Below are 15,109 nucleotides of genomic sequence, written 5' to 3'. Positions count from 1 at the left end.
ATGAGCGAACAGCGGAAGTTCGGAATGTATACTTACATCGAGGCGTCTTGAGCAATGGGGAGCAGGTCATAATGAATGACTGGGGATCGAGTTGTTGCAGAATACCAGGGAAGGCACGAATGACGGTTTCAAGCCTTGATGACCGTTTTATCTACTTATAGCCAAATTCATTCAAATGACCTTGTATTTATTTAATTTTGGAGAATACTATTTCCCTTCCCCCTTTATTAAATCTTAAAATGGACCTATTATGTTGATAACGTTGGAGAATACCCCTACTTGGGTATTTGTCGTTTTCTTTGTCACGCTATATTACTGTTTTAAAGCCCGCCACCGTAGGGACGTTGATATTCATAGCTTTATTTTGTTACCTTGTATCTTCCTGAGCCTTTCTTTATGGTCGATATGGCACCATCCGCTACCATTAACTATGTCAGTATATTGGTTATCGTCCTTTATAATAAGCGCACTCATAATATTCAAATTTACTCAAAAAGCGGCTGTAAGTCTGGGAACTAAAGTTAATACAATTAACATACCTGGTACAATTTCTGTATTGATTGTTTTTTTGTTATATTTTGCGGTGCGTTATTATCTAGGGTACTCCGAGGCGATGGCTAATCCTCATAGTCTATCTCTTATGCAACTAACAATCTTGGCGATTGCATCCGGTCTGAGTGTTGGGTTTTACAGTGGGCGAGCGCTGGGCTTTTACATGAAATATCTTAGACTAGCAGCTCAGATGCTTCGTGGGTGAATTCGCTGACCGGTTTGCCAACCCATCTCACTGACCTGCACCCCTTTGATTAACGCACTTTACTGTTCGTGACTTCCGCTTTTGGCACAAAGCGGACCGTCATACCTGCTTAAGTCACTGGCTTAGCGTAGGATATTTTCCGTTTTCCAAGCGGCCCCCAGATCGCACAATCCGGGCTGAGTCCCCTCTAAGTGTGATCTACTATTTTGCGAAGCTATTTAGCACTGTTTAAATGGGGGAAAAAATATCACTTTCCCATAATTGAGGTATGAGATGAACAACACAGTTTATGATGCATTTCGTTGTTTGAAATTATTGTCCTCCGGAAATCGTGCTTTAGGTATCAGGGAGATGGGGCGGACTTTGGAACTGGATTCAGCAAAAGTCACTCGGTTGATGCAGACTTTATTGTCACTGGAAATGGTGGAGCAAGATATACGAAAAAAATATAGTTTAGGGATGGGTATCCACCAACTCTCTGCCCGTGCGATACATAACTCAACCTTTTATAGCGCAGTGTTGGGAATGCTAGAGGAAATTGGTAGTCACTCTGTTTCTATCGTTGTTGGTATATTAAGCGGGAAGAATGTGACGTATTTAATCCATACCCGTGGTGGGAAAAGTATCGCCCGTGCTATCGGGAATTATGAGTCCTATCCGATTCATGATTCAGTCATTGGCATTAAACTACTCTCAGCCATGAGTGATGAAGAAATAGTCGCTCGCATTGGTGTCCATGACCACAATTTGTTGAAAAATGATATACAAGAGGCAAGGCGACATCAGGTATTTGAAAAAGTATACAGCCAGACAGATTACCGACTGGCCTGTATTATTCCTGGCATGCAAGCAGCCATAGCATTGTCTAATATTCAGGGTGACAAACTCAATATTGATAGTTTTCGCCAATTTTTAATGACTGCAGCACAGAAAATCAGTAGAGAATCATTTCCCATCCTGTAGTAATTGCTGGCAGCATTCAGCCGTAGTCGCCACACTTTGCCCACAACGGTAGAGTGCAGAACCGATTCCTACGCTGTCGTAATACTGTAAATAATCGGCTGCATTTTCAATATCAACACCCCCCACTGCGCAGAAGTGGCTTGCTTGTGACAGCGGGCCCTTGATCAATTGCGGATAGTTAACCGGCAGCGCCGCAGCAGGGAAAATTTTCAGCACATCCACTCCCATCTCACAGGCCGAGAAAATTTCGCTACTGGTAAAAACGCCGGCACAGACATCCAGACCATGACGCTTTGCCGCAGTGACAACACGGAAATCGAGATTGGGCGTTAAAATAAATCCTGCTCCGCGTAAGGCACTGGTTTCCACCTGCTCAGGCGTGAGCACCGTCCCGGCTCCCACTCGCACCCGTTCGCCAAACTGGCGACTAATCTGTTGCACACTCTGATCCCAGCCAGGGGAGTTGGTGGTGATCTCCACCGTATTGATGCCATATTCCAGCAGACAGGCGACATGTTCTATCGCCTCCTCTGCGGTGATCCCCCGCAGAATGGCGACGACTTTTGCACTATTGATCATCGCGAAAAACCTCATTCAGTCCGGCAATGATTGTGGTTTCAGCTTCAAGCGTGGTGCAACTGACAGATAACACATCGCAGGCCTGGCGATACAGTGACAACAAGGTGCGATTGCCGATAAAGCAGATACTTTCACCCTCTTTCTGCCCGGTCAGGATTTCGTAGCCAATCAGTAAACCTGAAAGGTAGCTTGCGGCATGGCGTGGCTCTATGGCACCAAGAATATATCGCCCGCGGCTACGAAATAGCTCGGTAATAATATCACTGGCAGGGTAATCAAAAGATTGCGCAGTGTTGACCCCGTCGATAAATGCCGAAGTGGAATCTATTTGTTCGGGCAGACCTTTACCCACCACTGAATGGTGAACAACGAAATGATAAAGTTCACCGGTCATGAGGGTGCGTAAGCTCTCAACCTGCTGTTTCGAGCGATCAACGGTTATCCATTTACTGTGCGTCCCCACCGCAGCGAAGCGGCTGGCATCGGTTAACGTTAATGCGCCCGCGAGTTGCATCTCCTCACCCCGGCACACTTCATTAACGCGGCGGTCGCATATACCCGGGCGCAGAGTGAGAGGATTGGAGAGTACCCCCTTGAGCTCGCGACCTTTGCCAAGTAAGGCGGCAAAACTGAGTGGCAACTCCAGGTATCCGGCATCGGCAATGCCGATATTGCTGCCAATCATGCCACACAGAATAACCGGGAGCTGTGCGTCCCAGGCATCCTTTAGGCGCAGCAATTGCTGGCGCAGAATATCAGGCAACTGCTCGCGCTGGCATTTTCCCACCCCGCACGTGTCTTCAACCATGCGTGTGACGACGCCATTACGTACACTCAGCGCGCGGAAATTACTGGTACCCCAATCTACGGCAATGTAGTTCATTGGTTCGCTCCGAAGACTGCCAGTGGCAATGCAGCAGTGAGATTTTGCAGTTCATCCCGTGTGATATCATCTATCGGTTTTGCCGGTTCGCGAACGTAGTCCGTGGCAAAAATGCCAGCTTTATGCAAAACGGTTTTGTGGATGGCTACGCCAATACCCGGTTGAACCCCATAACGCAGGAAGGGAAGATAGCGATAAAATTGCGCCTGTGCTTCCTGTTCATTGCGTGGAAAGGCCCGCAGAATGGCATTGATCACATCGGGAAACTCGCAGGCAGGCATGGTGCCAATCACGCCACGGCGAAGCTCTTCATATAAGAAGCCGGCATTGAGCCCACCAAACAAGCCGACGCTATCACCGAGGGCATTTTTGAGCGCTGTGATTTTGAGAGTGGTCGGCGGTTGTTCAACTTTAATGTATTTGATCGCGGCAAACGCCTGGCAGAGCTTGACCAGCGTGGCGACCGGTATCGTCACGCCAGTCATCATCGGCGCATCCTGGATCATTATCTCTATATCGCAGGCATGACAGATGTCGCGATAAAAATGGAAAATCTCATCCGGGCCGGGTTTAACCACTGAGGGTGGGTTGACCATCGCCACCTGAGCGCCCCATTGTTTAACGCGATTAATATCCTCGATGGCAACGGCTGAGCTGGCTCCTCCCGCAGCGGCGACCAGCGGTAAGTTTCCGGTCAGTCGTTTTACACAATGGAATAGCGCTTCTTTCTCTCCACTGGTTAGCGCATAGCCTTCTGAGGCATTGCCAAACAGCGCCAGGCCGTCAATACCCTGGCTCAACAAGAACCGCACCAGTTTTTCAATTGAAGTGAAATCAACGTTACCTAGCTTATCAAATGCCGTTGCCAGAATTGGCACATTACCCTTTAACATGTTGCCCCCATGACATATTCACGAACACGTTCTTCATTAATTTCAATACCCAGACCGTGGCCTTCAGGTCTTTGGTAATGTCCCTGCTCACACACCAGTGGTGTGTTGAGTAGCTGATTAGCAATGGCAAAAACCGGCGGCTGGTACTCCAGCATAAAGAGATTAGGGATCGCGGCTGCAACCTGGATTGAAGCGGCAATGCAGGGACCTAAGCCGACGCTAAGATGAGGCGCAACCTGTAGATTCCAGGCTTCAGCCATGGAAGCAATGTGCATCATTTCACTGATGCCGGTACGGCCAACGTCTGGTTGCAGAATATCGGCAGCGCGTTGCTCGATGAACGGCTTAAACTGATAGCGGGTGCGCTCGGTTTCCCCGATCGCGATAGCGACGGGACTTTTCGCCCGCAATTCACGGTGACCCGCAATATCTTCAGGCAGGAGCGGGGCTTCAAGGAAACCGACTCCTAATGGATGCAAGGCTGCTGCCAATTCAGCGGCTTGCGCCACACTGTAATTCCAGTGGGCATCGAGAAAAATATCAGCGTCGTTGCCCAACGTTTCACGAATCCCGCTCACGTTTTCGATGTCTTCCCTTACCCCATAGCCCAACGCCAGTTTGAAGGCATTAAAACCTTTGTCTTGCCATTGCTTCGCCAGATGACAGCGGGCAGGCAGGTCAGGTTCGGGCAACCCAGAGACATAGCAAGGAATTGTCTCGCGATAGGCGCCACCGAGTAACTGATAGACCGGGAGTTGAAGGATCTTGCCTTTCAGATCCCACAAGGCAATATCCACCGCGGCGATAGCATCAATGTGATAGCCAGTAATATGGCCACGGTCGCGCATGGCATCATACATTTTAGAGTTCAGTACCCCACTGGCGAACGGCGACTGGCCAATCAGTAACGGGGCAAAAAGATGGTTAATTAATTCGGCGATCACCTGAGGTACTACCGGTGCCAGCGCCTCTCCCCAACCGACATACCCTTCATTGGTCGTGATCTTAACCAGGCACGTTTCCATTTTTCGCGAATAGACACAGCGATACTCCGGGCGATAGTAATAATCGCTGTTGTGACCTTCAACACTCCCTCCAAGATAGGCTTGTTGTGGCGTAATTTTCAGCGGGAAACATTCAATATGGCTTATCTTCATTGCGACTCCTGGGCACATTAATCCAAATTTTTTCCAGCGGTTTCTTTAGCAAACCAGACGGCGATAAACGAGATTGCGGCAGTGATCATCACATACCAGGCAGGGGATAAGGGGTCACCGGTTAGCGTGATAAGGCTTGCTGAAGCCAATGGTGTTACACCGCCAAAGACAGCGACAGTCAGGTTATAGGCGATGGCAATACTGCCGTAACGAATTGCGGTCGGGAACAGTTCGACCATAGCTGCGCCGCAGCCCCCATTAAACATGGCGACAAAGACGCCGAGCATGCTCATCGCCGCAATGGACGAGCCGACTGATCCCTGGCTCATCACCAGCATTGCCGGGTAAGTCAGTAAAATGAATCCGCCACATCCCATCAGCATCAGTGGCCTGCGTCCCCAACGATCAGATAGATAGCCGGTGAGTGGCATACAAATTGCGACGCTGAGCAGCCCGAGGGTGGTAATTAAGTAGGAGTCGGTACGGCTGTAATGCAAATAGGTGGAGAGATAACCGGGCATAAAAGATTGCAGAACCCAGCTACTTACCGCTTTAACAATCACAAATCCTGTGCAGAACAAAAGGGCAGACATCGAGGTTGAAAGAGATGTGCGCAAAGGTGATTTTTCAATCTTTCCGGCGGCTTTAAGTTTATGAAACTCAGCGGAGTCCTCCATGTTACGGCGCATATACAGGCCACCCAGACCTAATGGCGCTGCCAGCAGAAATGGAATGCGCCATCCCCAGTCGTTCATCACTTCCTCACCTAAGGTATGGGTGAGAAAAAGAACCAACCCGGAACCGCAGACAAAGGCCAAAAAACTGAAGTTTTCACTCCAGCAGGTCAAGGTGGCTCTGCGGTGGGGCTTTGCGCTTTCCGCCAGATAAGTAATCACGCCAGAGCTTTCGCCACCGGCGGCAAACCCTTGTATCAGACGGGTGAATACCAGTAAGACTGGCGCGATTATGCCTACCTGGTGCCAGGTGGGTAAAAGCCCCATTATAAAGGTCGAAATTGACGTGATCACAATGACCGTGACCAGCACTTTACGCCGTCCGAGACGATCGCCCATCGAGCCAAAGAACAGCCCGCCAAGCGGTCGCATCAAGAAGCCAGAACCGAAAACAGCAAAGGATTTAAGCAGTGCGATTGCCGGGTCACTACTGGCAAAAAAATTGCTCGCGATAATGGTGGCTAATGTCCCGTAAAGTCCAAAATCAAACCATTCAATAAAATGACCGATACCGGCCGACAGCATGATTTTTGCTGTGCGCCGGGCTGGCACTTTTTCTCTAGCCCCGCTGTAGTCTGTGGCGTATTGGGTCTCTGTATTGTCCATATCAACTCCCGAGGGTAGGTAGGGTCTCAGTCTTGGTACGACTTTTTAGTAGGTATAGGACGAGTATATTGATTAGATCTCGGGAGATGAGATGGACTGTTGGAATAGCGAGATGAATCAAAATTGAAATGATTTTTTGCTTCATATAATGAAGCAGTTGCAGTTGAGATAATATACCGGGCTCGTATTACTAAGAGTGACCAAAACAGACAGGCATGATTACTCTGGTGAAACCCCTATGATCTTGACCCGCTATATCCAGACTGTTTTTATATGTAAGTCATTGTCATCTAACGGACTCAGTATTCCGTCGCGCATCTGCTGGTTTCATGCACGACATAAGCAGAACCGTTGTCCGTCAGCGACTCGAACGATTTTTCCGGTAACGGATCACCGAACAGCTTTTCCATTGCACCCAATATCACATCCTGTACCGTGCTGATGTCGTAACCACCTGTACTGGCAGCCCACCCTATGGCTTCTCTGTCGCAGCAGTCCAGTGCGAACCTTTTCTGTCGTCATCACAGCCGAACGAGAAGCCATCTGAACACAACCACAGATCGCTTTCTGCCAATGCAACTTTACCGTTATGCTCACGAAGCAGCCCGATGCAAAGATCAAGGGCAGCTGTGAGCGAACAGCGGACGTTCAAATCTTATGGGTAGCCTGTTCTGACGCACCCAGTCGAATTCAGGGCTTCCAGCGGCGCAAAGACGTGTGATCTTCATAAGGCATTCTTGAGGGTAGAGAGATCAGCTCAATGACGCTGCCCCACGGCGTGCGGCCATAACAGAAGAAGTTATTGTCTCCGACCTCAGTAGGAAACATCAGCGGCTGAGGAGAGGTAAACATTTTCCCCCCGGCACGTTCAAACAGGCTGATGGCCTCATTAATATCATCAACGTATACGGCGAAATGCTGTAACCCGTAGTCGCTTGGCCGCACGGGTTGATTCTGCTCTGGCCCCTTCATCTCAAAAAGCTCAAGCCCCGGCCCGTGCTTCAGCGTCATCATCCTGACCGTGGTGATACGTGTTCCTGGAAACAGATTGAGGATGTTTTCCGTCTCTTCCCCTTTCACGTCGTCATCCGATCGTGAAACGGAGTCATAGATAACTTCTGCACCAAAGGCTTCTTCAAAGAAGCGGGTCGCCTCATCAATATCAGAAACGGTGATGCCAACGTGGTCCATACCGCGAATAGTTTCAGTAGACATAATTTTCTCCCAGTGGGTTTACGGATAAGAGTGATGGGATGTTCAGCCCAGGCTGGCCGTCATTTTTGCCAGTGCAGCGAGCTGAGCTGATATCAGATTGCGGGTGTCCGCATCCGTGATGCTGCCATTTTCCGGATCCAGTCTTGAAGTGGCCTGACCGATCATGACTTCAGGCTTGTTAAGAACCCGCCCGTCCAGAAAGACCAGAATCTGACGCAGGTGATACTGGGCTCGTGCACCGCCGATCGCCCCGGGTGACGCCGTCAGTATGGCAACAGGCTTGCCGGCAACTGGCGTGTCAGGCAGGCGGGAAAGCCAGTCCAGCGCATTTTTCAGGGCACCCGGGAGGGATAGTTATATTCAGGCGTGACGATAATCAGCGCATCCGCTGCCGATATTGCTTTTCCCATTGCCACCACCGCCTCGGGGAAGCCCTGCGCCTGAAGGTCTGCATCATAGTGCGGTAACTCTCCTACAGAGCCCAGTGCACTAATCTCCACATGCTCGGGTGCCAGTGAGGCAAGATTGCGCGACACAATGGCGTTTAAAGAGCCTTCGCGAAGGCTTCCCAGAAGAGTCACAAATTTGAGTGGTTTTTCATATGACATGCCTGTCCCCTGTAATTAAAAAAATGGATTATCCGGCGGTTGCCGGTGCTTTGTTTACTGATAGCGATAAGCCTGGTATAGAATTACACATCGATAAACGCACTATGAGTCGTCACAGAGTCAACTTTATGTCTACCGGACTGTCAGCAGAATCCCTGCGGGGGATTACTAACTTTGTCATTACCGCGAAATCGAGCAGCTTCACTGAGGCCGCGGAGCAATTGGGCATTACCAAATCGGCCGTAGGTAAAAGTGTGGCACGGCTTGAGGAGAGACTGGGAACGCGTCTTTTTCACCGTTCAACGCGTAAACTGAGCCTGACGAGTGATGGAGAGGCTTACCTGACCAGCTGCCTCTCGGCGCTTGAAATTCTCGACTCTGCCGAAAATACGCTCAGCAGACGCCAGGAAAATCCCGCCGGGACGGTCCGTATTGATATGCCTGCGTCTTTCGGAAGGAATCTGATGATGCCGGTATTAATCGAGATGATGACCCGCTACCCGGCCCTGCGGCTGGCGCTCACGTTCAATGACCGTCTTATTGACCCGGTGGAGGAAGGCGTTGACCTGGTTCTGCGCGTGGGGGAGCTACAGAGCACCGATGAGCTGATCGCCCGTCGGTTGAGCCGGCAGCGGCTTATCCTGTGCGCCTCTCCGGCCTATCTTGAACAGAACGGATTGCCTGCCGATATGGAGGATTTGAAAAGCCACTACTGCATTATGGGCTACCGTCGGGGCGCCCCCCTTGCCTGGCGGCTGCGAAAGGCCGGGGAGCGTGAAGTGAAATTTATATCCCCCACAGCACATCAGATAAGCGACGGAGATGCCATGATTCAGGCCTGTCTGGCTGGCGTGGGGATAGCGCAGTTTCCTGAGTCGATGGTTAACAGCCATATCGCCGCAGGCAACCTGATCTCCGTGATGGCAGACCATGCCCCCATCCCGGTTGAGTTGAACGTTATCTGGCCCCGAACGAGGCACCTCATACCGAGAGTTCGCCTCATCGTTGACGAACTGCTGAAAAAGGCCGGAGAAGGCTATTTCGGCACACTGAGGTAGAATTTTTGTCGTCAGTGAGGCGATATCAGGGCTGTTTATCGCCTTTTAGCAAACTTATATCCTTATCGTCCCGCTGCTTTTGTTGCCTTACGGGCTGAAACCTTTCCCGTATGCCGGAGCAGTTCAAACGTAAAACATAATGTTACAGGATATTTGTTATGCCATTAGCTCTCTGGGCGCTGGCGATAGGTGCATTCGGTATCGGAACCACTGAATTCATCATTGCCGGGCTGCTCCCCGTCATTGCCATTGATTTTAACGTCACCATTCCCGTTGCCGGCTATCTGGCAACCTCTTATGCGCTGGGCGTCTTCGTCGGCGCACCGGCCCTGATTATTCTGGGTTCAAAAGTCCCGCGTAAAGCCATGCTGGTTTTCCTGATGCTGCTTTTCGTGGCCGGGAACCTGGTGACGGCGTTTGCCCCAACACTTGGCATAGCCATACTGGGCAGAATTATTACCTCGATGACGCACGGTGCTTTCTTTGGCCTCGGTTCGATTATTGCAGCAGATATGGTTGCACCGTCTAAGCGCGTGAGGGCCATTGCATTCATGTTTATGGGGCTGACCGTCGCAAACCTTATAGGCGTACCCGCAGGTACCTGGATTGGTCAACACCTCTCCTGGCGTGATGCCTTTATGGCCATAGCGGTGATTGGGGTCATTACGGTTATCAGCATCGGTATGCTCATCCCGCACCAGCCAAGGGCACAAAACCAGAGATTTGCGCATGAATTTAACGCCTTCAGAAACGTCAACGTGCTACTGGCAATGGGCATTACTGTTTTCGGGCCGGGCGCATTTTTTACATCAATTACCTACATCGCGCCGATGATGACCGAGCTGGCAGGATACAGTGAAAGCAGCCTCGCATGGCTGATGCTGTTGTTCGGACTTGGATTGTTTACGGGCAACCAGCTTGGTGGCCGGTATGCTGATCGCGCCCTGATGCCGATGCTTTATATCACACTGGCTGCTCAGGCCGTCGTGTTACTGGTATTCAACTTCACGGCCCACAGCCAGGTTATGTCAGCTCTCTGCATTTTTCTGATGGCTGCATTTGGATTTGCGACAGTATCGCCAATTCAGAAACTGGTGATGGATAAAGCGCGAGCGGCAGGTGCCCCCACGCTGGCCGCTGCGGTTAATATCGGTCTTTTCAACCTCGGTAATGCCGTGGGAGCCTGGCTGGGTGGCGCGGTGATTGCTGCGGGATTCGGTCTGCAAGCGCCCAATTGGGCAGGCGCTATATTGTCTGTCATTGCACTGATACTAGCGGTGTTGTCCGGTCTTACGGATAAAACCGGGCATGCTGCAGAGTTGAATTAGAAGGTATCACCACTGGCCAGTGAGAACGTCATCCGAATCATTCACTGGCCATAACAGATATCGCAAAATTTATTCGCATTTCACTTAACTGGTTAACTAACGTCCGCTTCTGGCACGCAGCAGACAAACACGTAACGCTGAAGGTCTGCTGTGAGCGAAGAACGGACTGTCAAAGTTAAAAATCGGATCGAGCCTGACGGGGATATTTTCCGGAAAAAACGCATCCCCAAAAGACGCCATTGAGAAGCCGACAACGCTTCTTTGCGCAGGTGTTATTTGTCTGTCTGGTAAGTAAAGAATCTGCGTCGGCCGCTCCGGAACCGTAAAGTGAGGAAGCAGTTCTTAAGGATATAAAGGATGTATTCCACTGCTGTCTTTAATATTGGTTTGCCAGGCGGTACGGATTTTCTCTACTAACGGGTCAGGCAGTGCCGCAAAATCCAGTTCTGTCGCAAGGTTATCGCCATTTTTAAAGGCCCAGTCAAAAAACCTCAGGATTTCTTTTCCCTTAGCGATATTTCTCTGCTTTTTGGGAATCAAAATAAACGTCGCAGAAGTGACCGGCCACGCGTTATCCCCTTTCTGATTAGTGAGATCCTGAGAAAAACTTTGGCTCCAGTCAGCCCCGTCGCCTGCCGCACGGAATGAGGCTTCATTCGGGCTGATCGCTTTACCTTCCGCATTGACCAGTCGGGTGTATGCCATATTCCCCGGCTTCGCATAGGTGTATTCGACATAACCTATTGAGCCGCGCAGACGTTGTACAAATGCGGCCACACCGTCATTCCCTTTACCCCCGAGGCCGGTTGGCCATCTGACAGTCGCACCAGAGCCGACGTTTGCTTTCCATCTGCTGTTCACCTTTTCCAGATAACGGGTGAATACATACGTCGAACCCGCGCCGTCAGAACGCCTGACTACCGCGATATTGATGCCAGGCAAATTGAGTCCGGGGTTCAGTCTGACGATTGCGGGGTCATTCCATCTTTTAATCTTACCGAGATAGATGTCTCCCAGTGTTTCACCATCCAGAATCAGCTGCCCGGAAGCGATACCTGGAATGTTAACAACCACGACGATACCGCCTGTCAGGGTCGGAAACTGAAACAAATCATTCCTGTTCAAATCTTCTTCACTCATGGGGATATCTGTGCCACCAAAATCGATGGTTTTCGCGATAACTTGTCTTATACCGCCGGAAGAACCAATCCCCTGATAATTCACCCGATTACCGGTATTTTTAAAATAAGCATCGGCCCATTTCGCATACATCGGCGCAGGAAAAGTCCCCCCCGCGCCGGTCAGATTAACGGCTGCCAATGAGGGTGTGATGACGAGTAAGAAAACGACAGCGATAAAGCAGGAAAAAGTCCCCTGTATGAATTTCATGTTCCGCTCCTGATCGCGTGATGTGATTCTTTCTCCTGAGATACTTAGCTTAATATAGTCAAGGATCCGCCAGCGGTAATATCAGGGGCACACTTCCTCCGCCCGACTGCCGCAGAACTGCATTTACTGCTCAAGTTATTGCCTGACATGCCGATAACAATGCAATGGCGATTTCCGGGCCGTAATCAGTTCCTTTTATGTGGTACCGAACAGGAGAACAAAATGGATGTTTCGCAAATTGCATCGCTGGCGACCGGCCTTAATAGCCTGGATACCAGCACTCAGGTCAACAACATCCTGCTGAAAAAGTCGCTGGATAGTCAGCAGACGGCAGTGACCAGCATGATTGACGCGATCCCCGCGTTACCTGCTAATCCGGCAATCGGTCGCAATATCAATACCACCGCCTGACAGAGACAAAAAAGCCCGCGTGAGCAAACTCAGCGGGCTTTTTGTTTTTTATGGCCTCTTACCCTTTGGCGAAATTCGCCTGAATACGCTGTTGCAGATAATCTTCGGCGCTGATGGCCGGATACTTCGCCTGTGGCCCCAAAATCTCGACGTCTTTATTGGCCTGACAGAAAAACGCCAGACTGTAGCGCGCCCCCTGATATTCGCCGGGCAGCGGGCTTCTCACCCGATGGAAATTTGACGGCAGCTGGTCATCGCTCCAGCGCATCAGCATGTCGCCGATATTGCAGGTGATCACCTCTTCGCGCGGTTCGATGCTGGTCCACTGCTGGCTTTCGCTGTCTTTACCCGGACAAACCTGCAATCCGCCCTGCCCCGGACGCTGGAAAAGCAGCGTCAGGCAGTCAAAATCCGTATGCGCGCCCGCCCGCCACATCCCCTGCTCCGATTGTTCGGTGGCATAGTAATGCAGCATGCGCAGCGTGCTCTGATAGGTTTGCTGATCAGGATTGTGCGCCTGTTCGAAAAAATGCTCAGGAAAGCCCAGCCTGAGCGCAAAACAGGAAAGCAATTTCATGCCCAGTTGCCAGCACTGCGATTCAAAGCCCAGCATGGTGTTTTTAAACGCGGGCAATTCCTGCTCGCCTGGCCACAGCGTGTCCATCAGCGGACGGGTGATCTGGTAGGACTCTTTCTGATCCGGCGTGCGGGTCGACGGGCGCACCTGCGATTTATTCTCCCATCCGGCGTTACGCGCCAGCGGATACTGCGCTTTTACCGCGTCGGGCAGCGAGAAGAAATCCTCGGTCATGCTGAAGGCCTGACGGATATCGCTCAACGCGATACCGTGATTGCTGACCTGAAAGAAGCCGATTTCGACGGCTGCACGCCAGAGTTCGTCGGCGATCTCACTTTTACGGTTTTCAAAATCTGACAGGTCAATACAGCGCACTTCGCGGGCAAAGGTCTCTTCGCCCATCGCGCCCATTCCGGCTTCTTTTTCCAGTTCCTGCAATGCATAGCTTTTTGTTTGAGCGGACTGTGTCTGAGGTGATGGCGTCATTATTTTTATCCTTCTTAATCAATGGGGTTAGCGCGCAGCGCGCTGTTGCAGGGTACGGACGGCTGACATCGCCTCATGGCGCATGGCGTCCAGATCGAGACCGGGGATGACATCGTTTTCGACGATCACGCGGCCGTTAATCATCAGCGCCTTCAGCGAGGCACGACCGCCGCAGGCCACCGGGCCGATGGCCATGTCATGCAAACCGAAATAACGCGGGTCATCCAGCCGGTAAATGGCGATATCCGCCAGCATACCGACCTGCACGCTGCCGCTTTGTTGCAGCCCGAGGATGTGCGCCCCGCCCGCACTGCCCCAGCGCACCACGTCTTCAATGGATGCTGCGTCTCCGCCGCCTTCAAAAGTGCCACCGTCATAGCGCGGTGTCGCCAGCATGCCTTTTCGGGCACGCTGCAACAGCCACGCGGCATGCGCTTCACTTTGCATATCGGCCGCCTCGTTGGATGCCGCACCGTCTACGCCCAGCGAAACCGGCACGCCCGCCTGTTCCAGCGCCAGCAGATCGGCGATACCGCTGCCCAGACGCCCGTTGCTTTGCGGACAGTGCGCAATGCCGGTGCGAGTCTGTCCGAGCATCGCAATCTCCTGCGGCAGCAGTTTGACCAGATGCGCGAACCACACATCGTCCCCCAGCCAGTCGTGTTCCGCGCAAAACTGCACCGGCGTCATGTCGAACTTAGCGCGTGCCGCATCGAGATAATCCACCGTTTCGGATAAATGGCTGTGCAGGCGGATCCCTAAACTGCGCGCCAGTTTCGCCATTTCGCGCAGCTGCGGACCCGGAGCCGAATGCAGCAATGTCGTCGGTGCCATTACCACGCGGCGCAGCGACGTCGGTTTCGCATCGTGATAGCGCCCGACCAGCCGTTCCATGTCCGTCATGTAATGGTCGAAGTTTTCCGGACGCAGTGCCTGTGGCAAATCTTTCTCAATCGCCCGCCCCTGCGTCGCACCGCCGCGGCATAAGACAATGCGCATGCCCAGCGCTTCCCCTTCACTGAACAGAATGTCGGAGGTATCGAAAGGCATATCCGGCCAGTAAAGGTAGTTGTGATCCGCCACCGTGGCGCAACCCGAACGCAGCAGTTCGGTCAGGCCGATACGCACCGCGAGGCGAAAAGTGGCTTCGTCAAACGTGGCGCGAAAGCGATAAGGCGTCGCGCTTAACCACGCGGTCAGGCTTTGGTTCAGCCCCTGCGGCTCGCCTTTGAGCAATGACTGAAACAAATGATGGTGAGTATTGACCCAGGCCGGATAGACCACACAATCGCGGGCATCAATCAGCCGCTCGTCGGGCAGCGCCGTCAGGGTGCCCATCGCCTCGATCACGCCGTGACGGACGCGGATATCCGGCCCGGCATGACGCGCTTCGTCTCCCGGTAAACCGGTCAGGATGGCGTGTGCATTTTTAATCAGTAAAGAGTCAGATGACATCGCAACGCTC

General features: G+C 51.8%; 13 protein-coding genes and 2 pseudogenes. 4 read left to right on the top strand and 11 right to left on the bottom strand.

The genetic code is table 11. From position 1 onward, the window contains the following. Positions 1-1,030: 1,030 nt before the first annotated feature. Entirely contained in the window at positions 1,031-1,720 is a 690-nt protein-coding gene (locus tag J9880_RS24245) for a helix-turn-helix domain-containing protein (protein ID WP_095925585.1), read from the top strand. Here the strand turns inward: J9880_RS24245 and J9880_RS24240 are convergent. The 8 genes and pseudogenes from J9880_RS24240 to J9880_RS24205 form a co-directional block, all read right to left on the bottom strand. Next, the gene (locus J9880_RS24240) at positions 1,703-2,299 is read right to left on the bottom strand and encodes a bifunctional 4-hydroxy-2-oxoglutarate aldolase/2-dehydro-3-deoxy-phosphogluconate aldolase (protein ID WP_232770647.1); all 597 of its coding nucleotides are present in this window, start codon (positions 2,297-2,299) and stop codon (positions 1,703-1,705) included. The two genes, J9880_RS24245 and J9880_RS24240, sit on opposite strands and share 18 nt — an antisense overlap. After that, entirely contained in the window at positions 2,289-3,182 is an 894-nt protein-coding gene (locus J9880_RS24235) for a 2-dehydro-3-deoxygalactonokinase (protein ID WP_232770645.1), read from the bottom strand. Before J9880_RS24235 ends, J9880_RS24240 begins: the two co-directional genes overlap by 11 nt. Next, entirely contained in the window at positions 3,179-4,075 is an 897-nt protein-coding gene (locus tag J9880_RS24230; protein WP_232770643.1) for a dihydrodipicolinate synthase family protein, read from the bottom strand. The genes J9880_RS24235 and J9880_RS24230 overlap by 4 nt, the downstream gene beginning before the upstream one ends. After that, entirely contained in the window at positions 4,069-5,232 is a 1,164-nt protein-coding gene (locus tag J9880_RS24225) for a mandelate racemase/muconate lactonizing enzyme family protein (RefSeq protein ID WP_133822538.1), read from the bottom strand. Before J9880_RS24225 ends, J9880_RS24230 begins: the two co-directional genes overlap by 7 nt. A gap of 17 nt (positions 5,233-5,249) precedes the next feature. Further along, positions 5,250-6,572, bottom strand: coding sequence for an MFS transporter (locus J9880_RS24220; RefSeq protein WP_133822537.1), 1,323 nt, complete (start codon positions 6,570-6,572; stop codon positions 5,250-5,252). Between the two features lie 305 nt (positions 6,573-6,877). Beyond that, positions 6,878-7,170: pseudogene (locus J9880_RS24215) on the bottom strand (IS3 family transposase); the annotation flags it as partial. A gap of 92 nt (positions 7,171-7,262) precedes the next feature. After that, positions 7,263-7,787: a VOC family protein gene (locus tag J9880_RS24210; RefSeq protein ID WP_049089393.1), complete on the bottom strand. Its 525-nt coding sequence runs from the start codon at positions 7,785-7,787 to the stop codon at positions 7,263-7,265. A 42-nt stretch (positions 7,788-7,829) separates the two neighbouring features. Further along, positions 7,830-8,395, bottom strand: a pseudogene (locus tag J9880_RS24205) (NADPH-dependent FMN reductase). A 128-nt stretch (positions 8,396-8,523) separates the two neighbouring features. On the opposite strand from J9880_RS24205, the gene J9880_RS24200 reads away from it, so the two are divergent. Then, entirely contained in the window at positions 8,524-9,453 is a 930-nt protein-coding gene (locus J9880_RS24200; RefSeq protein WP_123428136.1) for a LysR family transcriptional regulator, read from the top strand. A 158-nt stretch (positions 9,454-9,611) separates the two neighbouring features. Next, a complete protein-coding gene (locus J9880_RS24195; protein WP_232770641.1) occupies positions 9,612-10,781 on the top strand; it encodes an MFS transporter in 1,170 nt (389 codons plus the stop codon). Positions 10,782-11,123: 342 nt separating this feature from the next. Here the strand turns inward: J9880_RS24195 and pstS are convergent, their stop codons facing one another. Next, complete coding sequence (gene pstS, locus J9880_RS24190) at positions 11,124-12,170, bottom strand: phosphate ABC transporter substrate-binding protein PstS (RefSeq protein ID WP_232770640.1); 1,047 nt, start codon at positions 12,168-12,170, stop codon at positions 11,124-11,126. Positions 12,171-12,392: 222 nt separating this feature from the next. On the opposite strand from pstS, the gene J9880_RS24185 reads away from it, so the two are divergent. After that, positions 12,393-12,581 (top strand): YjfB family protein, encoded by a 189-nt coding sequence (locus tag J9880_RS24185; RefSeq protein ID WP_013575215.1) that lies wholly within the window; start codon positions 12,393-12,395, stop codon positions 12,579-12,581. A 58-nt stretch (positions 12,582-12,639) separates the two neighbouring features. Here the strand turns inward: J9880_RS24185 and J9880_RS24180 are convergent, their stop codons facing one another. Beyond that, on the bottom strand, positions 12,640-13,644 hold the full coding sequence (locus tag J9880_RS24180; protein WP_095925577.1) for an isopenicillin N synthase family dioxygenase: 1,005 nt from the start codon (positions 13,642-13,644) through the stop codon (positions 12,640-12,642). A gap of 27 nt (positions 13,645-13,671) precedes the next feature. Continuing rightward, positions 13,672-15,099, bottom strand: coding sequence for an amidohydrolase family protein (locus J9880_RS24175; protein ID WP_095925576.1), 1,428 nt, complete (start codon positions 15,097-15,099; stop codon positions 13,672-13,674). Positions 15,100-15,109 lie beyond the last annotated feature (10 nt).

It is taken from the genome of Rahnella victoriana, from assembly GCF_021276285.1.
Lineage (GTDB): Bacteria > Pseudomonadota > Gammaproteobacteria > Enterobacterales > Enterobacteriaceae > Rahnella > Rahnella victoriana.
Note: the sequence above shows the minus strand (reverse complement) of the source record. Positions and strands in the feature narration are given on the sequence as shown.

Bases quoted from the DNA above. Each gene is read 5' to 3' on its own strand.
- J9880_RS24175 (WP_095925576.1), bottom strand. From the start codon at position 15,099: ATGTCATCTGACTCTTTACTGATTAAAAATGCACACGCCATCCTGACC.
- J9880_RS24225 (WP_133822538.1), bottom strand. From the start codon at position 5,232: ATGAAGATAAGCCATATTGAATGTTTCCCGCTGAAAATTACGCCACAA.
- pstS (WP_232770640.1), bottom strand. From the start codon at position 12,170: ATGAAATTCATACAGGGGACTTTTTCCTGCTTTATCGCTGTCGTTTTC.
- J9880_RS24200 (WP_123428136.1), top strand. From the start codon at position 8,524: ATGTCTACCGGACTGTCAGCAGAATCCCTGCGGGGGATTACTAACTTT.
- J9880_RS24185 (WP_013575215.1), top strand. From the start codon at position 12,393: ATGGATGTTTCGCAAATTGCATCGCTGGCGACCGGCCTTAATAGCCTG.
- J9880_RS24230 (WP_232770643.1), bottom strand. From the start codon at position 4,075: ATGTTAAAGGGTAATGTGCCAATTCTGGCAACGGCATTTGATAAGCTA.
- J9880_RS24210 (WP_049089393.1), bottom strand. From the start codon at position 7,787: ATGTCTACTGAAACTATTCGCGGTATGGACCACGTTGGCATCACCGTT.
- J9880_RS24245 (WP_095925585.1), top strand. From the start codon at position 1,031: ATGAACAACACAGTTTATGATGCATTTCGTTGTTTGAAATTATTGTCC.
- J9880_RS24195 (WP_232770641.1), top strand. From the start codon at position 9,612: ATGCCATTAGCTCTCTGGGCGCTGGCGATAGGTGCATTCGGTATCGGA.
- J9880_RS24220 (WP_133822537.1), bottom strand. From the start codon at position 6,572: ATGGACAATACAGAGACCCAATACGCCACAGACTACAGCGGGGCTAGA.
- J9880_RS24235 (WP_232770645.1), bottom strand. From the start codon at position 3,182: ATGAACTACATTGCCGTAGATTGGGGTACCAGTAATTTCCGCGCGCTG.
- J9880_RS24180 (WP_095925577.1), bottom strand. From the start codon at position 13,644: ATGACGCCATCACCTCAGACACAGTCCGCTCAAACAAAAAGCTATGCA.
- J9880_RS24240 (WP_232770647.1), bottom strand. From the start codon at position 2,299: ATGATCAATAGTGCAAAAGTCGTCGCCATTCTGCGGGGGATCACCGCA.